Here is a 22,421-nt window from a genome sequence, read left to right as displayed (position 1 = left end):
CCTCTGATGTTCTTTCTTCAGGGTCTTGTTGTTTAAAGCACCGCAGAGATGAAGTTCTTCACTCTGGGATTTCTGGGGTTTTCAAGGATCTCACCGGGTGTACCGGTCTCGACGATCATGCCGCCATCCATAAAGACGACGCGATCGGCAACCTCCCTGCAAAAGCCGATCTCATGCGTGACGACGATCATCGTCGTGCCGGAAGCTGCAAGCTCCTTCATGACGCTGAGAACTTCGCCGACAAGTTCGGGATCAAGCGCCGAGGTTGGCTCGTCGAACAGCATCGCCTTCGGCTTCATCGCAAGTGCGCGGGCGATCGCGATGCGCTGCTGCTGACCGCCGGATAATTCGCCCGGATAGGCGCCGGCCTTGTCGGCGAGGCCGACACGCTGCAGAAGGACGCGCGCCTCGGCAATACATTCCTGCCGCGGCCGCTTCTGCACGCCGACCGGACCCTCGATGATGTTCTGCAGGACCGTGCGATGCGGGAAGAGATGAAACTTCTGAAAGACCATGCCGACAGCCTGACGCTGGCGGGCGATCTCGCGGTCCGGCAAAGGGAACAGCCGGTTGCCTTCGCGGCGATAGCCGGCGATTTCATCCTCGACCGTGACATAACCGGCATCGATCTGCTCGAGCTGGTTGATGCAGCGCAGGAAAGTGCTTTTTCCCGAGCCGGATGGTCCGATGATGCAGACCACCTCCCCCCTTCTGATCTCGAAATCGATGTCCTTCAGGACGTGGAACGTGCCGAAATACTTCTGCAGACCGTGCGCCTTGATGATCGCGTCCATCAGCCAGCCTCCCCGACGAGAGCCTGATTGGTTGCCTGCTGGGCGCTGGCGTCCCGCCTGCCCCATCCCTTGGAGAAATGCCGCTCGATGTAGATCTGCGCGATGCTCAAGGCGGTGACGATGACCATGTACCAGATGGCGGCGACAATCAGCAGTTCGATGACGCGCGAATTGACGTAGTAAATGTCCTCGACGCTTCTCAGCACCTCGGAATATTGGATGACGCTCGCGAGCGACGTCAGCTTGACCATTCCGATCGTCTCGTTGCCGATCGGCGGAACGATGACGCGCATGGCCTGTGGCAGAACGATCTTCAAGGTCGCCCGCAACTTCGTCATGCCAATCGATTGCGCCGCTTCCATCTGCCCCTTGTCGATCGACAGGATGCCGGCGCGCACGACTTCGGCGGTATAGGCACCCTGCTGGATGCCAAGCCCGAGAAGAGCCGCAACGAAGGGGGTCATCACATCGACGGTTCGAACCGAGAGAAATCCCGGAATGCCGATCGTCGGGAAAATCAGCGCGAGATTGAACCACAGAAGGAGCTGCAGCAGCGCCGGCGTGCCCCGGAACAGCCAGACATAGCCGACGGATATGCTGCGCAGAACCGGATTGTCGGACATGCGCATGATGGCCGCTATGACGCCAAGGACGATACCGACGATCATGGCGCAGACCGTCATGATGATCGTATTGCCGACGCCTGCAAGGACGGATTTGGAAAAGAGGTTTTCCCCGACATATTCCCAGGCAATGTCGCCCTTCCAGAAGGCTCTCGCCAGCAGAAGCAGAAGGATGATACAGACCGCAGCCATGATCTTGGTGCCGATTTTCCGCTGCGGCACGATCACGAGCGCGTTCACGTCTAGTGGCGCTGAATTCGTCAAGTTTCGATCCCCTGAGCTCGTTGATGAGCTTCGTTTTCTAATAAGAAAACCTACGTCGCTTTTTAATTTGGCCACAAACGAGATTTGCACATGCGATTTATGCAATTTGCGCATAAATCAAATAGGCTCATGACGACATTGCACAAGCTCGCCGCCATCAATTGAGACGCGAGCGACTCTGGACGTTGTTCGCGGGGGATTGGCTGTCGGGCCGACCGATACGCACCCAACCGTGCGCAAGCGGGCGATCGGATGGTTGAGCAGCCGGGCTAACCCCCGAGGGTATCGGCTCTAGAATTGAAACCACTCGCCGCAAAAAGACCTTAGACTAGGCCGGTTCGTGGACACGCCGACACGGTTCCCGAGGTGGGCCGAACATCGACGAACGACGTCGTCTGAATTCCATTGTTTTTATCTTTTTCCGGAAGGCGATATTAATCCTGCTTCAATAAAGCCGAGCTATTTTGGTCTCTGGTTGGACAGGCCATGAGGCGCCTGCGTTCTGGTGTTGTCTCAATGGCTTACGAACTAGTTCTCCTTTGAACGAGATGACACAAGGCTCCAGAAATTCGGGTCTCGGTGAAGCGGTTTAGCGTCACGGCACCTTGGAACGCAGGTGCGCATCTATGATCTTCTCTATCCGTAACGTCCTTATCGGAATTTTCCTTCTGCTCAGCGCTTCGCTATGCGTGCTAGCGGGATCGTCGATGCTTGATGCCTACCGCGGCGAAAGCACTTATTCCGACGTCTCCAAATTTGCCATGCTCGATCGCGCGATCTTCCAGACGCTCGCCAACTTTAGAAACGAGCGGGGTGACGGCTCATCGCTCGCCAAACTTGAGCTTGGCACGCAAGAGGGAACACTTGCCCTGCTGAAGGCGGATCGCGCCACAGTCGACAAGTATATGGACGAAGCAAAATCGGTCTCGGCAACTATTGACGACGCGACGCTCAAAATCCCGCTGGCCGACATCATGACCGCATACGACCGGGTTGTCGCATTCCGGTCAAAGCTCGACAGCGAGATCACAAAGAAGCTCGTGGATCGTGATCCGACATTGCAGGCCACGACGCTGGACATCGGTCAGCAGCTGCTGACAGCGCTGGAAGCCGGCTCGAACGCCGTCGAAAGTCGGATTCGGACAAGTGATCCCTCAATGACGGCACTCATTCAGATCCGTGCACTGACATGGTACACCCGCGCGACGGCAGGTGCTGCAAACCTGTTGTTCGTCAACACGCTCGCCTCTGGAGAAGCGATGAAGCCTGAGGACGTCGGCAAGATCCAGCAATTCGATTACGCTGCCAATTTCACCTGGGGACAGATCGGCACTTTGGTCAATCATCCATCGACACCGCAGGTGGTCAAGGACGCCTATAAGGTCGGCAGCACGACCTATTTCAATGGCGACTTTGCAGCAAAACACAGCGCATTGCTTGCAAAGTTCGCAGCCGGTGAGAAGAAGGCCATGTCCCTCGACGACTGGCGCCCGCTTGGCAACGCCGCGCTACTGACCATCACAAACACCGCCGCGGCAGCGGCTGATGGCATGGTCGGCAAGGCCGCCGCCAGCCAGAATGATGCATTCATCAGCCTGATCGCCTATGGGCTCACCTTCCTCGTCGCCGCGGTCCTGAGTATCACCGGTATCTGCGTCATCATCTTCCGCGTCACAAAGCCGGTCGGCGTGCTAACGCATTCCATGACCGCACTCGCCCACGGCGACCTCTCGGTGTCGATTGGCGGCGTCGAGCGCCACGACGAGGTCGGCGCCATGGCGCGTTCCGTACAGGTGTTTCAGCAGGCAGCCATACACAATAAGGCGCTGGAAGCCGAAGCCACAGAGGTACGGGTGAGATCGGAACATGAGCGCGTCGAAGTGCAGCGTCGCGCCGAAGCAGAGGCCGAGCAGAGACTGTTGCAGGCAACAGGTTCGCTTGCGACAGGTCTGCGTCAGTTGGCATCCGGCGACCTGCTCTGCGAGATCGAAACGCCGCTTTCTGAGCAGTTCGAAAATCTACGTCAAGACTTCAATTCGTCGGTCAGCCAGCTTCGCGAAGCCATGTCCCGCGTTGGTCAGGCCGCGTCACTGGTAAATAGTGGCAGCTACGAAATCTCGCAGGCTTCCGATAACCTTTCCAAGCGCACCGAGCAGCAGGCCGCATCGCTGGAAGAGACGGCCGCCGCCCTCGAGGAAGTCACGGCCAACGTCCAGTCGACTTCCAAGCGGGCTGGCGATGCACGTGACTTAGTCCGTGGCGCGCGGTTGCGGGCAGAAAACTCGAGCCAAGTCGTCAGCAATGCCGTCAACGCTATGGGCAGGATCGAGCATTCGTCCAAGCAGATCACTCAGATTATCAGCGTGATCGACGAGATCGCTTTCCAGACCAATCTGCTCGCGCTCAACGCCGGTGTCGAGGCAGCGCGTGCAGGCGAAGCTGGGAAAGGCTTTGCCGTGGTCGCCCAGGAAGTGCGTGAGCTTGCGCAACGCTCTGCCAATGCCGCCAAAGAGATCAAGGCTCTGATCGGCAATTCCGAAGTTGCCGTCAGCGAGGGAGTGAAGCTGGTCAACGACACCGGTGACGGTCTCGCGGCTATCGCCGACTTGGTGCTGCAGATCAATCAGCATATGGACGCGATCGCCACCGCCGCTCAGGAGCAATCCATGGGACTGTCGGAGATCAACGGTGCCGTCAATCACATGGACCAGGCAACACAACAGAATGCCGCTATGGTGGAAGAGATGAACGCGGCAGGATCAGGTCTTTCCGAGGAGGCCAACCGTCTCGGCGAACTCCTGAGCGCATTCCGCACAGGCGCAGCCGAGCGCAGGCAGCCACAGGCGAGACCTGCGGCCCGACCGGCCCCAGCCCCAGCAACGGGCCGGCAGGCTGCACGCGCCGCTCCCGCCACGCAGGGTAACGCGGCGCTCAAACATCTCCAGCAGGAGTGGTCGGAGTTCTGATCAATCTCTCGTCGAGGCGGGCGCCGAAGCCCTGCGATGCATTAGGCTTAGAGAAAGTCTCGGAAAGGTTTTCCGGGACTTTTTCGTTTGCTATGTATCCGGCATCTAAAATTTGAGTGAAAGGAAGCCAGTGCGTATGTTGTGGGCTCCAGTCGATGCCCATCAATAGAAGGCGCGCTGTTTGAAGGTAGCGCAAGGCGGCACGCAGCAAAGGTGAACGTGACAGTTCAGATACTGGTTTTCCATTCGAAACCAGCAAAGCGGTATTTCCTGTCACGCAGGCGAAATCACATTAACTAGATTATTATATTGCTACTCGTAGTTTCGTGGCGAAGCTTTCTTCTGCGCACTGCCTGGCAGTGAATTCCGCGTCGACCAGGCGGGGCAGAAGTCGGGTGCCGACCAAGCTGTGCCGCCGGTCAGAAGAATCGACATTGGCCTTTCCTTCCGAACAGGCAAGGAGAATGACCAAGCTTACCTAGTCTCGGTCTTCGAAGACCTAGCAAGGGGAGATTTCGGCTTCGGACTTCAATGCAGCTTGAATTCGCCCTCGACCCGCTGCCATTCGTTTGGTCCGATCAGACGCTGGTGGGTATAGCGGACGGAATGCAGAGGCCCGTCGAGGCTTGCCTGCCAGAAGTCCAGGAACTTGTGCATTTCGGGAAAATCAGGCGCCAGATCATAGTTCTGCCAGACGTAGGTCTGCAGGACGGACTCGAATTCGGGAATGCGGTAGAGGATATGCGCGGTGGTAAGCCCATAGCCATTGAGCTGACGCTCCAGATCCGATGAAAATCGCATGCTTCATCTCCGTTTCACGACACGCCGAAGGTGGCACAAAATTTTGCCACCATCAACGGAACTCTGAACGCCGCCCCTCGGTTTATTGTTCCTTTCCAGCACGTTAGCAATTTCACTCCACGTGAGAAAATTTTTTAATTGGCCCTCTTGAAATCGAAAAATCGCAAAAATAAATCTTTCGGCGCGAACGCTCAGATGAGGTTCGCACCCGCCCGGACCGGTCATCCGGTCCGGCGAGGGGATCAACGTCATCTTTTTTGTCCAACGGAGGAAAACATGTCGTTCCGACCGCTTCATGATCGCATTCTCGTCCGCCGCGTCGATTCGGAAGAAAAGACCAAGGGCGGTATCATCATCCCCGACACAGCCAAGGAAAAGCCGCAGGAAGGCGAGGTCATCGCCGTCGGCCCGGGCGCGCGCAACGAGTCAGGCCAAATCCAGGCGCTCGACGTGAAAGCCGGGGATCGCGTCCTGTTCGGCAAATGGTCTGGCACGGAAATCAAGATCAACGGCGAAGATCTGCTGATCATGAAGGAAAGCGATGTCATGGGTATCATCGAAGCCCAGGCCGAGCAGAAACGGGCCGCCTGAGCCGTTCTTGTGAACAAACAATCAGTCAACAGTAGCTGCCTATTGAGGAGTTAAAGAAATGGCTGCGAAAGAAGTCAAATTCCACAGCGACGCCCGTGAACGCATGCTGCGGGGGGTCGACGTGCTCGCCAATGCCGTCAAGGTGACCCTCGGCCCGAAGGGCCGCAACGTGGTCATCGACAAGTCGTTCGGCGCTCCGCGCATTACCAAGGACGGGGTGTCGGTCGCCAAGGAAATCGAATTGGAAGACAAGTTCGAGAACATGGGCGCCCAAATGCTACGCGAAGTGGCATCGAAGACCAACGACCTTGCAGGCGACGGCACCACGACCGCGACCGTGCTTGCCCAGGCGATCGTCAAGGAAGGTGCGAAAGCCGTTGCATCCGGCATGAATCCGATGGATCTGAAGCGCGGCATCGACATCGCCGTCGACGCGCTCGTCAAGGAGCTGAAGACCAACGCGCGCAAGATCACCAGCAATTCAGAAATTGCGCAGGTCGGCACCATCTCTGCCAACGGCGACCAGGAGATCGGCCGATATCTCGCCGAGGCGATGGAGAAGGTCGGCAACGAGGGCGTCATCACGGTCGAGGAAGCCAAGACGGCTGAGACCGAACTCGAAGTCGTCGAAGGCATGCAGTTCGACCGCGGGTACCTTTCGCCTTATTTCGTGACCAATACCGACAAGATGCGGGTCGAGTTTGAGGATCCCTATATCCTCATCCACGAGAAGAAGCTCTCGAACCTTCAGTCCATGCTCCCGGTTCTCGAAGCAGTAGTGCAATCGGGCAAGCCACTCGTCATCATCGCGGAAGACGTCGAGGGCGAAGCGCTCGCAACACTGGTCGTCAACAAGCTGCGTGGCGGCCTCAAGATCGCCGCCGTCAAGGCGCCAGGCTTCGGTGATCGCCGCAAGGCGATGCTGGAAGATATCGCCATCCTGACCGGCGGCACGGTCATTTCCGAGGATCTCGGCATCAAGCTGGAGAATGTCACCCTCAACATGCTCGGCCGTGCCAAAAAGGTTGCGATCGAAAAGGAAAATACGACCATCATCGACGGTGTCGGCGCGAAGTCGGAGATCGACGGTCGCGTTGCCCAGATCCGCGCGCAGATCGAGGAAACCAGCTCCGACTACGACCGCGAGAAACTGCAGGAACGCCTCGCCAAGCTTGCCGGCGGCGTTGCCGTCCTGCGCGTTGGCGGCTCGACGGAAGTCGAAGTGAAGGAAAAGAAGGACCGCGTCGATGATGCGCTCCACGCGACCCGGGCGGCCGTCGAAGAAGGCATCCTGCCGGGTGGCGGGGTTGCCTTGCTTCGGGCCGTCAAAGCACTCGACAATCTCACCACCGCCAACCAGGACCAAAAGGTCGGCGTTGAGATCGTTCGCCGAGCGATCGAGGCGCCCGTTCGCCAAATCGCTGAGAATGCCGGCGCCGAAGGCTCGATCATTGTCGGCAAGCTGCGTGAGAAATCTGAATTCTCCTATGGCTGGAACGCCCAGACAGGCGAATACGGCGATCTCTATACGCAGGGCGTCATCGATCCCGCCAAGGTCGTCCGCACGGCACTTCAGGACGCCGCCTCGGTTGCCGGCCTTTTGGTGACGACGGAAGCCATGATCGCCGAAAAACCCAAGAAGGATGCGGCGCCCGCTATCCCCGCCGGCGCTGGCGCGGACTTCTGATGTGAGGGAACTGGCCCATCCCCGTGGGTGGGCCAGCTTCGGAGGCACGTATGAGATCGACAAATCTACCACCGAAAGAGGATGCGCGCCTGTGCGCAGGGGTGATCAGGGAGATCGCCGCCACGAAGGGCATCGCTCGCGACGCGGTCGCCATCGGCAAGCTGACCACCTGCGTTGCCAAGCTCTATAGCAAGGGAATGCGGGATCGCGCGCAGCTTTTATCGGCGGCCCTTGAAGCGTTCGACGCGTCGACCAATTCGACGGCGGAACAGGCCATCGCAAGCGACGTCACGCACCCAAGGTAGAGTTTCGTAGAACGAACCCCGGAGCCATTGATCAATCTTTGGAGCCTAACCATGAGAGAGGAATGTAACAACATACAGTCTTTGAATGAAGCCGCCGCGGCGATCACCGTCGAGCATCTGCTCCACCCGGGCAAGCATTTCGATCACCCGCGTGATGTCCTTGCGGCCAACGATATCGGCAAGGAAGAGAAGCGAGCTATTCTCGCATCGTGGGCTTCCGATATCTTCGCGATCGAGTCCCTTCCATCCCTCAGGCTATACCCAGGCGCCGATGAGGCCGTCTCCTATGACGAGATCATCGAGGCGTTGAAGACCTTGGACGGAGGCGACCGGCAATCTCGAGAGCTCGATCGATCCTGTTCCTTCAATTTCCACAGGCCCACTCGCGGCAAGCCGCAAGCACGTCGCTACGCCCCTCTGGGTCTATACAGCCACTGGAAAGGAGGCCGCCGCCGACACGCCTTTCACAGACATCGCCGCTAACCGCCGCGTGCCTCTTTGAGGACGCGGGCATGATTTTTGCCGACGACTCTTTGCTCATTTGAGGAGGTTTTGCCGATGAAGATCGCTCAGATCGCACCGCTCGCCGAAAGCGTTCCACCCAAGCTTTATGGGGGAACCGAGCGCATTGTTTCCTATCTCACTGAAGAACTTGTCCGTCAGGGTCACGACGTCACGTTGTTTGCCAGCGGTGACTCGCGTACGGAGGCCGCCTTGGTGGCGTGCTCGGACGTCGCGCTGAGGCTCAATCCGGCCGTCAAGGACGATCTACCGCATCAGATCGTCTTGCTGGAGGAGATCCGTCGGTGGGCGCCTGAGTTCGATGTCCTGCATTTCCATATCGATCTCCTGCATTTCCCGCTGATCCGGGATTTTGCCGACCGCACGGTCACAACGCTGCACGGACGCCTCGACCTGCCTGACCTCAAGCCCTTCTATCGGGCTTTTCCAGATATACCGCTGGTATCGATTTCCAACGACCAACGTCGTCCGATGCCGCCGGTCAACTGGTCCGGGACTGTATATCACGGACTCCCGGCTGATCTTCTTCCCTTTACGGCAAAGCCCAAAGGCGACTACCTGGCCTTTCTTGGGCGCATCTCGCCTGAGAAGCGGCCGGATCGCGCCATCGAGATTGCGGCTAAGGTCGGCATGCCGCTCAAGATCGCGGCCAAGATCGACAATGCCGACAAAGCCTATTGGGAAACCGTGATAGAACCGATGGTCAAGAGCCATCCGAATGTCGAGTTCATCGGCGAAATCAACGAGCACCAGAAGGCCGACTTCCTCGGCAACGCCGGCGCGTTGCTTTTCCCGATCGACTGGCCAGAGCCGTTCGGTCTGGTGATGATCGAGGCTATGGCATGTGGCACTCCGGTTATTGCGTTTGGATGCGGTTCGGTTCCAGAAGTGATCGACAACGGCATTTCCGGTATCGTCGTTGATAGTGTTACGGAAGCGGCCGAAAACGTCGAATGGGCTCTCCGAATGGATCGGCGCAAGGTGCGCGCGACCTTCGAAAGGCGTTTCAGCGCGGAACGGATGGCGCAAGACTATGTCGATATCTATCGCAACTTGCCTGGCGTTCGCATGAAAGCAGCGTCGCTGCGTCGCGCCAACGGACAGGGTCTGGATCTCCAGGTTGTGGCGTAGGAGACATCGTAACATGTCGACCGCTTCTGTAGACAGCAAGCCGTCCATCGCATCGCAAGAGCCGATCGCCACGGTGGCACAGTTCTTCATTCCGGCAACCGCATCCCTGCAGGAGCGCCGACCGCGCACCCTGAAGCATGGCGATACCTTCGCCGTCTTCGACCACAATGGCGATGCGCTTTCCGGGCCAGCCAGCCCGGAAGGCCTTTTCCATCGCGACACGCGCTATCTCTCGCATTTCTATCTGACGATCAACGGTAAGCGGCCGATGCTTTTATCGTCGACGTCACGTGACGACAACGCGACGCTCACCTGCGATCTCACCAATCCTGATCTTTTCGACGAGAAAGGCAAGCTCGCCCTCGGTCACGATCTTATTCATCTTCGCAGGTCGCGATTTCTGTGGAATGGCGGTTGCTATGAGCGGCTGGCCATCAGGAATTATGACGATCGACGGCAGCACGTTCGTATCGAGATCACATACGGGGCCGATTTTGCCGATCTATTCGAGGTCCGCGGAACTGTCAGAGCACGCAAAGGTCGCCACCTTCCCCCGATCGTGGAGGAGGATTCGATCCTGCTTTCTTATGCCGGGCTTGATGAGCGAAAGCGGTCGACCCGCTTTTGCTTTGATCCAAAGCCGGATCAAATTCGCAGCGATCATGTTATTTATGATCTCCATCTTGAGCCTCACGAGACGCGATCTTTCTTCATCGAGATCGGGTGCGATCAACCTGCTGCCCCCCGGCCGAGCCATCGTTCCTTTTTCCTTGCGCTCAGGGACGCGCGCCGAGCCTTGCGTTCGTCTTCCTCGCGCGCGGCATCAATCGCAACCTCCAACGAGATCTTTAACGAGGTGGCTCGCCGCAGCGTCTCCGACCTCTACATGCTGATCACCGACACGCCGGAAGGACCCTTTCCCTATGCCGGCATTCCCTGGTTCAGCACCGTTTTCGGTCGCGATGCGTTGATCACGGCGCTGGAAACGCTCTGGCTCGATCCACAGATCGCCCGTGGGGTGCTATGCCATCTGGCGGCCAACCAGGCGACAGAGATCGACCCCGTCGCGGATGCCGAGCCGGGCAAGATTTTGCACGAGGTCCGTTATGGAGAGATGGCCGAACTCGGCGAGGTGCCCTTCCGCCGCTATTACGGCAGTATCGACTCGACGCCCCTCTTCGTGCTGCTGGCCGGCGAATACCTCAAACGCACAGCGGACTTTGCCACGATCCAGTCGCTGCTTCCTGCCATTGAGTCGGCTCTTGCCTGGATCGATGAACATGGCGACCGAGATGGCGACGGTTTCGTCGAATATGGGCGACGGACAGAAGAAGGACTGATCAATCAGGCCTGGAAAGACAGCCACGATTCCATCTTCTACTCAGATGGCACGCTTGCGAAAGGACCGATCGCGATCGCTGAAGTTCAGGCCTATCTCTACGGCGCCTGGCAAGCGGCTGCGGAGATCTTTCGCCGGCTCGGCAGGCCGGAACGGGCCGCGAGTTTCCTTGCGAGGGGAGAAGGCTTGCGCCGCGCTTTCGATCGGAGCTTCTTCGATGAGGAACTCGGCACCTATGTGCTTGCTTTGGACGGAGATAAGCGCCCGTGTCGGGTCCGATCCTCCAATGCCGGGCACGCCCTCTTCACCGGTATTGCCTTTCCCGAACGGGCGACCGTTGTTGCCCGCACGCTGATGGATGCTTCATCCTTCTGCGGCTGGGGCATTCGCACCATTCCCTCGACCGAAACGCGTTACAATCCGATGAGCTATCACAATGGCTCGATCTGGCCGCATGACAATGCCCTGATTGCCAACGGCCTTGCCCGCTATGGCCATCGCGATGAAGCCAAGCGAATCTTCGAGGGCCTGTTTGCAGCCTCGACCTATATCGACCTTCGCCGGCTTCCCGAACTCTTCTGCGGGCTGCCGCGCCAGCGGGCACAAGGGCCGACCTTCTATCCGGTCGCATGCTCCCCTCAAGCCTGGGCTGCCGCAGCACCGCTCTTCCTCCTGCAATCGTGCCTGGGCCTTGACTTCGACCCGAACGTGCGGCACCTCAGCTTTGACGAGCCACAACTGCCTTCCTTCCTCGACGAAGTGCTCCTTCGACGCCTGCGGATCGGCAATGGCTCGGCTGACGTCGCCATCCGCCGGTCCGGCCGCAACGTCGTTGTCGACCTTGTCAATCGTCAAGGCGATGTTCGAGTGCTGACGACGGCTTGATAAATGGCAGTTCTCCTTAGCCGATCGGTTCAGTCGGCTTGATCTGTCTCATTGGCCGTCGACGATCATAAGTCCCGCCCCTTCCTGCCGGCAGATACTGACCTTTCCCACTAAGGTGTTTCGTCGTTGCCGGCAGGCAAATCTTTCGGCGATCAGACCACGGCGCCAGTCACACAGACCTTGGCCACCAGCGTTTCATCGACAGATGCAAAGATGATGGCAACGCCTTCAAAAGTCATTGTCGCATCCAATTGCTCCTTTGGTGTTCCGCACGGGAGTCTGGAACGAAAAGGAGCGATCAAATTTTTATGCCAGATGGTTTGCCTATTCTTGAAACCCGCAAGCCACGGAATTATATTAATATTGTTCGATTGCCCAACGGGAATCGACGAAGTCCAGGAGACGCCATGTGCTCTTGGCGTCTCCTTGTATCCATGTTGCTTATAAGGAGGATATGGCTATGAGGACAAACCTCGATTTTTCTCCCCTGTTCCGGTCGAGCATCGGTTTCGACCGAATGTTGAACGCGCTTGAGGCCGCAAGCCGTGCCGATACGATCGACAACTGGCCACCCTACGACATCGTCAAGACCGGTGAGGACGACTACCGCATTGCCATGGCAGTGGCGGGTTTCTCCGGAGACGAACTGACGATCACGCAGGAACAGAACATCCTCTTCGTCGCGGGTCAAAAGGCAAGCGGTGAAGACGTTCAGTATCTGCATCGCGGCATCGCTGGCCGTTCGTTCCAGCGCCGGTTCGAGCTCGCTGACCACGTCAAGGTCGTGGGCGCCGGCCTCGTGAACGGTCTGCTGACCGTCGATCTCAAGCGCGAAATCCCGGAAGAAATGAAGCCCCGCCGGATCGAGATTTCGGCCGACACGCCTCTGCCGAACGCTGAGACAAAGCAGATCGAAACCGACAAGCAGGCGGCTTAAGCCTTCCAGAATGCGATATGCGCAAGAGGCGCCGAGCGAGGCTCGGCGCCAGTAGGCAAGCTTTGCCAACAGAACAACGGAAAGGAAAGACACATGACCGTTCGTGATTTGATTCCCTGGGGTCGCAACAGCGGCAACCAGGTCCCCAGTCTATCCCGCGATGGCGACCGTGATCCTTTCATGTCGCTGCATCGCGAGGTCAATCGCCTATTCGATGATGTTTTCCGCGGCTTCGACTCAGGCCTGCCGTCTCTCGGTAAGGGCTCCGCGTTCGGCGGCGGCTGGCCTAGCGTCGAGATTTCCGATACCGATAAGGAAATCAAGGTTACGGCGGAGGTCCCCGGCCTTGAGGAGAAGGACATCGAAGTCCTGCTCAATGATGGCGTGCTGACGCTGAAAGGCGAAAAGCGGTCCGAGACCGAAGACAAGGATCGCCAGTTCTCCGAGCGCTATTACGGCCGGTTCGAACGTCGCATCCCGCTCGGTGTGGAGGTCAAGGACGATCAGGTCGAAGGCACCTTTAAGAATGGCGTGCTGACCGTGACCTTGCCGAAGAGTGAGAAGGCGCAGTCACAGGTTAAGCGCATCGCCATCAAGAGCTGATCGATCCCACCCGCTGGCGGCGGGCCGATGGCCGCCGCCGGCTTCTTTGGCGAATAGGAAGAAATGAACCACGGAAATAGAAAAAGTCACATCGCGAGAGCAAAACACGGACGTCCGGTGTGCGGACGATGAGTGACAACCGCCGTGACCATCTTTCTTGCGGGCGTTCGTTGTTTGCCGAAGGCGCCTTTGCCCGCGTGATCGGGGCGACGCTCCAGCTCAGGCCACCATGCCCAGAGCGACACAGAAGAATGCCGATCTCGGCAACCGTTTCCTTCCTTGCCCTTTCGGGTTCGACGCGTACAAGACTTGGAATTGAAGCACCAAGCTGGCGAAGGGGTCGAGAAATCGTCCTTTCAGGTTCGATGCGGCCCGGCGAAATCGATACTCACCTTGCTGCGGCCAGATCAGTCGCAACCTCTTTATCAGACGTGCGCTTTGTTCAGCGTTCGGTTTGGGAAGGCGTCGGACGTTCCCTCTCAATTCTCAGAGCTTTGAGAAGCGCGGCCGTTTCAATTCGGCCGACAACGTCGCCAGTTGTGATCTTGCGGAAGACGGTATCGGTCTTCTCCTGGATAGGGCATTTAAAGCGTTTTGCATGTTTGGACATGGTCATAGCCAAGGGCGAACGGATGGAAGGCCGACGATAAGAATAGCGGATGCGCCAGCAATCAAAACAGACGTCTCGATCATAAGACTCGTTAGACGGCGCGCAGCATTGGCGAAAACAACGTTTTTCATTTTCCCTCCTTGTTGTAATTATTTTCTATGGAAGGAGGATGTTAGCACAGTAAATTGGAAAATTATAATAAATTCTCGATTTTTTTAATTTAGTTTTGCCTTATGCTTTCGGCGGCCGAACTCAAGCTCTTCAATGCATGGAGTATTTTGGCGGAGAGCCAAGCCTTGGGGGTGTCATGCGACTTTATAGGTCGCAGGCACATGCCGATATAATGGCGCAAACAATGAACGGCAGTAGATTTCGTTTAAGGAAGGCCATGGATATCGCACGACGAACGGCAGCCATCTGCGGTACCATCCACCTAGGTTCGATAGTTGTAAATTAAAACCGGGCAGTTCGCTCGCGGTTGCTACGCTTTGCGATCTTTTTCAGAGCTCGGCTTGGAGCGGCTCGTCTTTTTGGGGATCTCCGCCACAGGTTGAGCCAGACGAAGCGCACGAAGTCTCTCCGTCTTCTTGGCCCTGATCGCAGCCTCGGCATCAAAGATGTCGCGTGCATTGGCGCCGGTCTGCGCCAATTTCGTTTCGGCGGTAATTATGACCGATTTGAAGAAACGGTCTTTTGTCGCAGTCATGTCCGACCTTTCAGGTGAGGAAGAACAGAACGCTTAGCGCGCCTGTCCGATTACTTTCTTTTTTGGCATCGGAAGAAGGCCTTCGCGCTGCGCCTGCTTGCGGGCAAGCTTGCGGCTCCGGCGGATCGCATCGGCTTTTTCTCTCGCGCGCTTCTCTGAGGGCTTCTCATAAGCACTGCGGGCCCTCATTTCTCGAAAGAGGCCTTCGCGCTGCATTTTCTTTTTCAAAACGCGAAGCGCCTGGTCGACGTTATTATCTCTTACATCTACGCGCAAGATTGCTCCTTCGGTTAGCGTTTTCTGATGCTGATTGTGCTCGAATTGAGCCGGCTAGACTGCTTTGCCGGTCAGAAAGAACGCCTCACGCGCGATCATGCAGGCATGGTCGCCCGGCATGCAGGCCCGGCAAACGTCCGGCCGAACATCATAGACGAGACAGGATGTCTGCGAGCCGACACGGCCTGAAAGCGCGGAGCAACGTGCGCCTTCGCACCGCATCCCTCGCTGATCTTTGGCGACGAAGTGGGCTGGCACCAAATCGAGAGCAGCATCGCTTTCAGTGGTGAACCTGGGCCAATCAGATGAATAGGCGCAGCAAGCGCCGCATGTCTGGCAGTCAAGGTCGAGCGTTGGGATCATCGCATTCATGAAATAAACACTCCTGAGGTCGACGGACAGAGAATGGATCTGTCGTCTGCTTTCAGTGTCACTTGTGTTTCAGCAGCCACATCTTGCCCGCCATCGTTATGGCATGAGCCGGTTGTGAGGAACCGATCTCGGGGTCAAGGCTTCGGACAAGCCCGTAGTCCCGCAATTGCTCCAACGTTGCCGTGGTTACGACCTTCACCTTAATCGGGCGCTCCTTGAAGCGGTCAGTTCTTGCATAGGTGACGGTGGCATTGAGATGCGTCCACCTCTTCGCATCCTGAGGATAAAGGTCGCCGTCTTTCGCGAGCTTCAAGGCCCTGATCTCGGCCGGGGTGAGGGTGACGCTCAAAGGGATTGCGTTCGTGGTAGTCTTTGCGTTCATATTCAGATTTCGATCCTAAACACGGGTGAGTTTGTAGCGGCCCTCATTGTTGAAGGTCATGAATGTGTTTCTGCCTGCGCAGCATCGCGGAAGGAAACGAGCCTGCGGCTCTTTTCGTCCCAGAGAACGAGCCGGACGCACCGGAGGCTTTGCCACAGGGTGATCCGGCCAACATCGATCAATTCCGGATGGTCGCGCAGCACTTCCGGCAGACGGTAGTAAGGAATCCGGCTTGCAAGATGGTGTACGTGATGCAGGCCGATATTGCCCGTCAGCCAGCGGAGCACCGGCGGCAGATCGTAGTGGGATGCACCGTGGAGCGCGGCTTCCGGAAATTTCCACGCTTCGGTCCGAGACCAATGGGTTTCTTCGAACTGGTGCTGGACATAGAAAAGCCATACGCCCCCTGCCCCTGCAAGAAGCACGACCGGCAGATGGACCATCAAAAAGGGTATCGGTCCAATAAGCAGAACCATCGCGCCAGTCAGGATCGCGATCGCCACATTGGTGGCCATTGTGGAAATCCACGGTAATGCGCCCGAGCTCATCATCCCGAAAGGCAAACGCTGCTTAAAGAGAAAGAGCCACGCCGGGCCAATGCCGAACATGACCAATGGATGGCGATACAAACGGTAGCCAAGACGCCCGGACCAGGAGAGGGCGCGATATTCGGAAATCGTAAGCGTGGAAATGTCGCCGACACCTCGCTCGTCGAGATTGCCGGCCGAGGCGTGATGGGCCGCGTGCGCCCGTCGCCAGTAATCGTAGGGTGTCAGGGTCAGCACGCCGAGCGTCCGCCCTATCCAGGTGTCAACCCCCCGCCGCGCAAAGAACGATCCGTGTCCGCAGTCGTGCTGGATCATGAAGAGCCTAAGCAGGAACCCGGCAGCCGGCAAAACCAGGACAAGTCCCGGCCAGAAACCCTGAACGATCGAGATACAGGCCCCACTCCAGAAGAGCGCGAAAGGTAGGATCGTAATGATCAGCTCGAACACGCTGCGGCCTATTTGAGGCTGTCTGTATGTCGCCAGAATTTTCAGCCAGGCGCCAGCATTGCCGTCGAAGCTCGCTTCAGTCGCATGGGCATGAACATTCATGGATGATATCCCTTCCAGCCTGACGCCGCTTGCGCGGCCGGTAATATCGGCACTAAGCGGGCCAGTCAGATACCGGCTGCGCTTCTCAGCCCTGACGTGCCTTGCGGGCCGCATAGCGGCGATCTCGTTCGGCCTTGCGCTCGGCCTCATCGGCCATGTCCTGCAAAAGTCGATTATTGCGTTCCACTTCCCCGGCGTGAGCTTCCGCCTTTTCGTGTGCTTCTGCAGCCGCTGCTGACGCGGCGGCTTCTTGTAGCAGACGCTCGTTTTCCGCGGCCTTCAGAGCCTCGCGCTCAGCCTGGCGGGCCATCCTCGCCGCAGCAACTGCCGCGCGGGCGGCAATACGTTGCTGCGTAGCAGGATCGGTCAGTTTCGGCGCAGATGCAAATTTCGTCAAAAGCTCGCGCTTGGCATTCTCCGCAGTTTTGCGGCGTTCGGCGAAGCTGTTGTCGTTCAGATGTCTCAATAGATTTTCCTTCTTGGCGCTACGTGTCAGCACGCACACGGCTTTATTGCAAACCACACGGTTACCGGGCGAGATCTTATCGAATGCAAAAAGGCCAGACATCTGTCTGGCCTTCAAATGCCCTTGCCAGCCACGCCAGTACATCCGTGGTCATGGCGGCTATAAGAGCCTTAAGCAGCTTGGAGCTGGCCGGCAGACATCTTGCCGGACTTGCGATCGCGCTCCAGCTCGAAACCGAGCTTCTGACCTTCAGCGATCGAGTTCATTCCAGCCCGCTCGACAGCAGAAATGTGGACGAAAACGTCGGCGCTGCCGTCGTCAGGCTGGATGAAACCAAAACCCTTTGCGGCATTGAACCATTTAACTGTGCCAGTGGTCATAACGAACCCTTTCATAGCAAAAATTAGCGTCCGCCGGGCGGCGCACGGCGGTGTTTCGACTTTTGAAAGGGAAGTTGGTCAAGAGGCGCTAAGCGCAGCCAAAACAAATATCGGCAAACAAAGTATCGATCACCATGTCATACACAAGCCGACCTCCGTCGTCTACCTCTTGTTTTGAACTTTGTAAATTTACGATGCGGAGAGGTACTCGAGTTCGACGCCGTGATAGCCCGCGCCGGCCGCCTCGGTGAGGCACGTTTCGAGCGAGATGCCGGCGCCCAGATCTTCAAGAACGTCGTTCGCCCAAGAAAGTGGACTGACCGCAAGGCGAACGCCGGTGGGCAAGAAATCGAGGATGTGCATTTAAGCTCCGCCGAAACAAATCTATTCAAAACTGATCGCGCGCCCGCTTGCAGAGACCGACCGCAGATATTGTCGAAAGAACAGCTTGAACTCCTTGAAGGTCTCAAACCCCAGAGCGTTCGCGACTCGAACGACGGTGGACGGGGAGACGACACACGTACTGGCGACCGAACTGATCGTGCCGAAAGCCACAATGTCAGGCCGAGCAAGAATCGCTCTTGCGACACGTTCCTGTTGCTCGGGGAGCCGCAACCTGCTCCTCACAATCATTGCCTTCAGCTCGCCAATGCTCTCCGGCTTTTTCAATGAGGTCATGACAATGGCTCCCGTTGTTGCAGGAAGATGCGCCGAAGGCCGGCGCATCTCGCGTCATCGCGGCACGGCGACGGGCTGCTTCTTGGAGACGGATTCGATGCAGGCCAGAGCAATCGCCAATGCATTGCGGGCATCGGTGCCCGTCGGACCGTCCCTGAGCTCTCCATCTCGTACGGCGTTGACGAAGGACGCGAGCTGAGCGGCGTAGCCCTGGATGAAGTGATCCGTGTCGCGCCGCCAGGTATCGTTGGAGACACCGGTCTTATCGAAAAGCGTCATGCTCGAGCGGCGCACGTCGCCGATGGTCACCATGCCACCGGAACCAAAAACTTCACCCCGGATATCGTAACCATAAAGAGCGGAGAAATTCGCTTCCGCGACGGCGATGGAACCATTGTTGAAGCGGATGTTCACGACGGCGGTATCGAGGAAACCCTTATCCCTGGCATCCGGTCGTAGAAGTGCGTCCGCCATTGCGAAGACCTCAACCGGCTTGGCGCCGGGGTTCAGCCAGAGCAGCGTGTCGAAGTCGTGGATGAGGGTCTCGTAGAAGATGGTCCAAAGCGGGATCCTGTCCGGATCGGCGCCGAACGGCCCCGGATCTCGCGTCAAGGATCGGATGAGCTGCGGCGCGCCGATCTTGCCGGCGTCGATGGCAGCTCGCCCCTCGGCGAAGGCCTGATCCCAGCGGCGATTGAAGCCGACCTGAATCAAAACACCTGCGGAGCGCGCGGCAGCGATCGCGCGATCGGCATCCTCAAGCGTCAGCGCCATCGGCTTCTCGCAGAAGATCGCCTTGCCGGCCTCGGCGGCCTGAACGAGGACATTGGTGTGGAAACGCGCGGGGGTCGCGATGATGACGGCGTCGAGGTCCGGATGCGCGAGAAGCTCGGCAACGTCGGTGTACGATGTATCGACGCCGAGTTTATCCGCAAGCTTTGCCGCAGCGCCGGGTGCCGGATCGGCGATCGCGACAAGCTCGGCGTCGACCAGCCGCTTTGCAACGGTTTCGCCGTGGAAGGAGCCGATGCGACCTGCGCCGATGAGGCCGACATTGACGGCTTTGATCTTGGGCATGGGGTTTGTCCTGTGGTTTTACGATGTCAGATTGTGAATGCGGTGCGGAATGCCGCGAGCGCTTCGTCGGCGTCGCCGGCAGCCCAGGCTTCCATGCCGATTGGACCGCTATAGCCCATCGCCTTCAGTGCTTTCGCGATACCGTTCCAGTTGACCTCGCCCGTGCCCGGCTCGCAGCGGCCCGGCACATCGGCGACCTGGATCTCTCCGATCCAGGGCAGGCATTTGCGGCAAAGCTCGATCAGGTTTCCTTCGCCGATCTGCGCATGATAGAGGTCGAGGTTGAGCCGCAGCCGCGGATGGTCGATGCTCGACACAAGCGCCAGCGTATCCTCGGCCCGACCGAAGGACACGCCTGGATGATCGACGGGCAGGTTCAGGTTCTCAAGCGTGAAGACGACGTCTTCTGCTTCGGCCAGATCGACGATCCGACGCAAGGTGTCGCGCGCTTTCAGCCACATCGCCCCCGTGACGACTTCGATCGGTTGCACCGGAAGGCCGCGATCGCCGAGACCGGTGCCATGAAGGTTCAGTCGCTGGACGCCGAGGCGCCTGCCGATTTGCGCCGTCTCGCGCGCTGTTCTTAGAAGCTCGTCGGCGCCTTCGTCGTCGGTCAGACGGCCTGCGAGATAGCCATTCATGATCGTGAAGGTCGCGCCCGTCGCCTCCAGCCTGCCAATGTCGTGTTCCGGCCAATTCCACAGGCCGACACCGAAGCCCATTTCCTTGAGCCGAGAGGCGCGCCATTCGATCGGCTTGTCACGCCAGAGCATCTCGGCGCAGGCCGCCAATGGGAAGAAAGACGTGGGAGCAGTCATAGATCTTACCTTGTCGATGGATATGAAGGTTCGTGTAGCGGCGAGGAAACGCCGAACCGAATGGTTGTTCCGAAGCGTTGGATCAGACGGTTCCGCCAAGCTCCTCTGAGAGGGACTGCAGTTCCTTGCCGCCTGCCATCAGGTTTTGGAGACCGTCCAGATCGATCTCGCTCTTGGCGAAGGTTCCCAGTGTCTGTCCGCGGTTCAGCGCCGTGAACCGGTTGCCCACCGCATAGGCATGGCGGACGTTGTGCGTAATGAAGATGACACCCAGCCCCTTGCCGCGGACTTGGTCGATGTATTTCAGGACCATCGAGGTTTGGGCAACGCCGAGCGCTGAAGTCGGCTCATCGAGAATGAGAACTTTCGCACCGAAGTAGGCGGCGCGCGCGATGGCGACACACTGGCGCTCGCCGCCGGATAACGTGCCGACGGCCTGGTCTGGCTCGCGGACATCGATGCCGATCTTGCGCATCTCGTCGCGCGTGACGTTGTTGGCGAAATCCATGTCCATGTGCTTGAAGGGACTGAAACCTTTCAGGGGTTCGCGCCCCATGAAGAAATTCCGGGTCACCGACATCAGCGGGATCATCGCGAGATCCTGGTAGACGGTGGCAATCCCAGCGTCGAGCGCGTCACGCGGGCCATTGAACGTCCGAGGTCGTCCCTCGACCAGGAACTCTCCCGATGTCGGCTTGAAGACGCCGGACAGGGTATTGATGAGGGTGGATTTTCCGGCACCGTTATCGCCGAGAAGGCAGAGGACTTCTCCGGCATTGACGCTCAACGAGACGCCGTTGAGTGCGATGATGGAGCCGAAGTGCTTGACGAGGTTCTTGACTTCGATGATGGGCGTCTGAGACGTGCTCATCAGCGTTCTCCCGTGACGCGTTTGCGGATGACATTGTTGAAGATGACGGCCGTCAGCAGCATGCCGCCGAGGAAGACGAGGTACCAATCCTGATCGATCGATGTGTAGGTCAGCCCGATCAGCACCATGCCGAAGACGATAGATCCGAAGAACGCGCCGATCGCCGAACCATAGCCGCCCGTCAGGAGGCAGCCGCCGATGACTGCCGCGATGATTGCCTCGAACTCCTTCTGGAAGCCGCGACGCGCATCCGTGGAACCTGCATCGAGCACGGTCAGGATTGCGACGAGAGTGGCGCACATGGCAGTGACGATGAAGAGTGTCGTCTTGACGCGGGCGACCGGAACACCGGACTTGCGGGCGGCTCGCGGATCGCCGCCGGAGGCAAAGATCCAGTTACCGAAGCGCGTCCGCAAAAGTACCCATGTGGCAGCCAGTGCGATCAGAATGAACCACAGGATTTCCACCGGGATGCCGGGAACCTTCGGCGCTCCGCTGGGAAAAGTCTCGATGATGCCCCTGCTTCCGAGCCAGGAGAACAGTCCCGTGAATGCATCGCCGGAAAAGATCGGCGCAAGCGGGCTGTTGGCGGCTGCTTCCTTCATGCCTCGAAGCTGCGTTGCGCCGCCGCTCGCCCATTTGAGCCCGACCAGCGTCAGACCGCGCAGGATGAACAGGAAGGCGAGCGTGACGATGAACGAAGGGAGGCCCGTGTGCATCGTGAGCTGCGCATTCGTGACGCCGATTGCCACCGCAAACCCCAGCGCAATCAGGATTGCGATGCTGAGCGGCAGATGCAGGACCACAAGCGCCGTGCCGAATACAAGGCCGGCAAAAGCAACCATCGATCCGATAGACAGGTCGAATTCGCCTCCGATCATCAAGAGAGCAGCACCGATCGCGAGGATTCCGAGCTGGGCGGCCGGAGCCATGAAGTTGATCACGCCGGCCAGCGTGAACATGGCGGGATTGGCGGTAAAGAAAAAGAAGATAGTGACGAGCACCAGTCCAGCGACAGCGCCAAGTTCCGGACGCCGCAGCAGCGCGGTCATCGTCGAAACCTTTTTCAGCCGCTCGTCGGATCGGGCCGAAGTCCCGTTCTGTTCGTTGGCCAGCGTCATGGGATCGTTCCTCAGATTGTTCGTTGTCCTTGCGCGCCACGGAGTTCAGCGGACGAGATCGCGCAGAAAGGCAGGCGTGGCAGTTGAGGCAGCTCCCGCCGTAGCGGGAACTGCGACGG

At 58.3% G+C, this 22,421-nt stretch carries 26 protein-coding genes; 9 read left to right on the top strand and 17 right to left on the bottom strand.

Translation table 11 applies throughout. The annotated features are described in order from the left end of the window. Positions 1–32: 32 nt before the first annotated feature. Both HGP16_RS26245 and HGP16_RS26240 read right to left on the bottom strand, forming a co-directional pair. On the bottom strand, positions 33–794 hold the full coding sequence (locus tag HGP16_RS26245; protein ID WP_168842897.1) for an amino acid ABC transporter ATP-binding protein: 762 nt from the start codon (positions 792–794) through the stop codon (positions 33–35). Further along, positions 794–1,681, bottom strand: a complete 888-nt coding sequence (locus HGP16_RS26240) for an amino acid ABC transporter permease (protein ID WP_246705591.1) — start codon at positions 1,679–1,681, stop codon at positions 794–796. Before HGP16_RS26240 ends, HGP16_RS26245 begins: the two co-directional genes overlap by 1 nt. Positions 1,682–2,307: 626 nt before the next feature. Here HGP16_RS26240 and HGP16_RS26235 point away from each other — a divergent pair. Beyond that, positions 2,308–4,647 (top strand): methyl-accepting chemotaxis protein, encoded by a 2,340-nt coding sequence (locus HGP16_RS26235; RefSeq protein ID WP_168842895.1) that lies wholly within the window; start codon positions 2,308–2,310, stop codon positions 4,645–4,647. Here the strand turns inward: HGP16_RS26235 and HGP16_RS26230 are convergent. Both HGP16_RS26230 and HGP16_RS26225 read right to left on the bottom strand, forming a co-directional pair. Continuing rightward, positions 4,613–4,906 carry a hypothetical protein gene (locus tag HGP16_RS26230; protein WP_168842894.1) on the bottom strand — a complete coding sequence of 98 codons (294 nt, stop codon included), beginning with the start codon at positions 4,904–4,906 and terminating at the stop codon, positions 4,613–4,615. The genes HGP16_RS26235 and HGP16_RS26230 overlap by 35 nt on opposite strands. Before the next feature lie 269 nt (positions 4,907–5,175). After that, positions 5,176–5,448, bottom strand: coding sequence for an usg protein (locus HGP16_RS26225; RefSeq protein ID WP_168842893.1), 273 nt, complete (start codon positions 5,446–5,448; stop codon positions 5,176–5,178). Between the two features lie 276 nt (positions 5,449–5,724). Between HGP16_RS26225 and groES the strand changes: the two genes are divergently transcribed. From groES to HGP16_RS26185, 8 genes are all read left to right on the top strand, one after another. After that, the gene (gene groES / locus HGP16_RS26220) at positions 5,725–6,039 is read left to right on the top strand and encodes a co-chaperone GroES (RefSeq protein WP_168842892.1); all 315 of its coding nucleotides are present in this window, start codon (positions 5,725–5,727) and stop codon (positions 6,037–6,039) included. Between the two features lie 58 nt (positions 6,040–6,097). Next, positions 6,098–7,726 (top strand): chaperonin GroEL, encoded by a 1,629-nt coding sequence (gene groL / locus HGP16_RS26215; RefSeq protein WP_168842891.1) that lies wholly within the window; start codon positions 6,098–6,100, stop codon positions 7,724–7,726. A 50-nt stretch (positions 7,727–7,776) separates the two neighbouring features. Beyond that, complete coding sequence (locus HGP16_RS26210; protein ID WP_168842890.1) at positions 7,777–8,031, top strand: hypothetical protein; 255 nt, start codon at positions 7,777–7,779, stop codon at positions 8,029–8,031. Positions 8,032–8,082: 51 nt separating this feature from the next. Continuing rightward, on the top strand, positions 8,083–8,514 hold the full coding sequence (locus HGP16_RS26205) for a hypothetical protein (RefSeq protein ID WP_168842889.1): 432 nt from the start codon (positions 8,083–8,085) through the stop codon (positions 8,512–8,514). A 75-nt stretch (positions 8,515–8,589) separates the two neighbouring features. Next, positions 8,590–9,684, top strand: coding sequence for a glycosyltransferase family 4 protein (locus HGP16_RS26200; protein ID WP_168842888.1), 1,095 nt, complete (start codon positions 8,590–8,592; stop codon positions 9,682–9,684). A 13-nt stretch (positions 9,685–9,697) separates the two neighbouring features. After that, on the top strand, positions 9,698–11,908 hold the full coding sequence (locus HGP16_RS26195) for an amylo-alpha-1,6-glucosidase (protein ID WP_168842887.1): 2,211 nt from the start codon (positions 9,698–9,700) through the stop codon (positions 11,906–11,908). A 460-nt stretch (positions 11,909–12,368) separates the two neighbouring features. Continuing rightward, on the top strand, positions 12,369–12,845 hold the full coding sequence (locus tag HGP16_RS26190; protein ID WP_168842886.1) for an Hsp20 family protein: 477 nt from the start codon (positions 12,369–12,371) through the stop codon (positions 12,843–12,845). A gap of 93 nt (positions 12,846–12,938) precedes the next feature. After that, complete coding sequence (locus HGP16_RS26185; RefSeq protein WP_168842885.1) at positions 12,939–13,448, top strand: Hsp20/alpha crystallin family protein; 510 nt, start codon at positions 12,939–12,941, stop codon at positions 13,446–13,448. A gap of 1,091 nt (positions 13,449–14,539) precedes the next feature. Here the strand turns inward: HGP16_RS26185 and HGP16_RS26180 are convergent. From HGP16_RS26180 to HGP16_RS26120, 13 genes are all read right to left on the bottom strand, one after another. Next, positions 14,540–14,764, bottom strand: coding sequence for a hypothetical protein (locus HGP16_RS26180; protein ID WP_168842884.1), 225 nt, complete (start codon positions 14,762–14,764; stop codon positions 14,540–14,542). A 33-nt stretch (positions 14,765–14,797) separates the two neighbouring features. Then, positions 14,798–15,040, bottom strand: a complete 243-nt coding sequence (gene rpsU, locus HGP16_RS26175) for a 30S ribosomal protein S21 (RefSeq protein WP_168842883.1) — start codon at positions 15,038–15,040, stop codon at positions 14,798–14,800. A 54-nt stretch (positions 15,041–15,094) separates the two neighbouring features. Further along, positions 15,095–15,403, bottom strand: a complete 309-nt coding sequence (locus HGP16_RS26170; protein WP_168842956.1) for a YkgJ family cysteine cluster protein — start codon at positions 15,401–15,403, stop codon at positions 15,095–15,097. A gap of 67 nt (positions 15,404–15,470) precedes the next feature. Further along, the gene (locus HGP16_RS26165; protein ID WP_205927562.1) at positions 15,471–15,794 is read right to left on the bottom strand and encodes a hypothetical protein; all 324 of its coding nucleotides are present in this window, start codon (positions 15,792–15,794) and stop codon (positions 15,471–15,473) included. A gap of 56 nt (positions 15,795–15,850) precedes the next feature. Beyond that, the gene (locus tag HGP16_RS26160) at positions 15,851–16,891 is read right to left on the bottom strand and encodes a fatty acid desaturase (protein WP_168842882.1); all 1,041 of its coding nucleotides are present in this window, start codon (positions 16,889–16,891) and stop codon (positions 15,851–15,853) included. A gap of 85 nt (positions 16,892–16,976) precedes the next feature. Next, positions 16,977–17,357 (bottom strand): DUF6481 family protein, encoded by a 381-nt coding sequence (locus HGP16_RS26155; protein WP_168842954.1) that lies wholly within the window; start codon positions 17,355–17,357, stop codon positions 16,977–16,979. 170 nt (positions 17,358–17,527) lie between these two features. Next, positions 17,528–17,737, bottom strand: a complete 210-nt coding sequence (locus tag HGP16_RS26150) for a cold-shock protein (protein ID WP_149637803.1) — start codon at positions 17,735–17,737, stop codon at positions 17,528–17,530. A gap of 189 nt (positions 17,738–17,926) precedes the next feature. Then, the gene (locus tag HGP16_RS26145; protein WP_168842839.1) at positions 17,927–18,100 is read right to left on the bottom strand and encodes a hypothetical protein; all 174 of its coding nucleotides are present in this window, start codon (positions 18,098–18,100) and stop codon (positions 17,927–17,929) included. Between the two features lie 21 nt (positions 18,101–18,121). Continuing rightward, the gene (locus tag HGP16_RS26140; protein WP_168842881.1) at positions 18,122–18,415 is read right to left on the bottom strand and encodes a MurR/RpiR family transcriptional regulator; all 294 of its coding nucleotides are present in this window, start codon (positions 18,413–18,415) and stop codon (positions 18,122–18,124) included. A 54-nt stretch (positions 18,416–18,469) separates the two neighbouring features. After that, positions 18,470–19,492, bottom strand: coding sequence for a Gfo/Idh/MocA family oxidoreductase (locus HGP16_RS26135; RefSeq protein ID WP_168842880.1), 1,023 nt, complete (start codon positions 19,490–19,492; stop codon positions 18,470–18,472). Positions 19,493–19,518: 26 nt separating this feature from the next. Beyond that, a complete protein-coding gene (locus HGP16_RS26130) occupies positions 19,519–20,310 on the bottom strand; it encodes a TIM barrel protein (RefSeq protein WP_168842879.1) in 792 nt (263 codons plus the stop codon). Between the two features lie 82 nt (positions 20,311–20,392). After that, positions 20,393–21,181: an ATP-binding cassette domain-containing protein gene (locus HGP16_RS26125; RefSeq protein WP_168842878.1), complete on the bottom strand. Its 789-nt coding sequence runs from the start codon at positions 21,179–21,181 to the stop codon at positions 20,393–20,395. Then, positions 21,181–22,302, bottom strand: coding sequence for an ABC transporter permease (locus HGP16_RS26120; protein ID WP_168842877.1), 1,122 nt, complete (start codon positions 22,300–22,302; stop codon positions 21,181–21,183). Before HGP16_RS26120 ends, HGP16_RS26125 begins: the two co-directional genes overlap by 1 nt. Positions 22,303–22,421: the final 119 nt, after the last annotated feature.

It is taken from the genome of Rhizobium sp. P40RR-XXII, from assembly GCF_012641405.1.
In the GTDB taxonomy this organism is placed as follows: domain Bacteria; phylum Pseudomonadota; class Alphaproteobacteria; order Rhizobiales; family Rhizobiaceae; genus Rhizobium.
The sequence above is the reverse complement of the archived record's forward strand: the minus strand, read 5'-3'. Positions and strand labels throughout refer to the sequence as shown.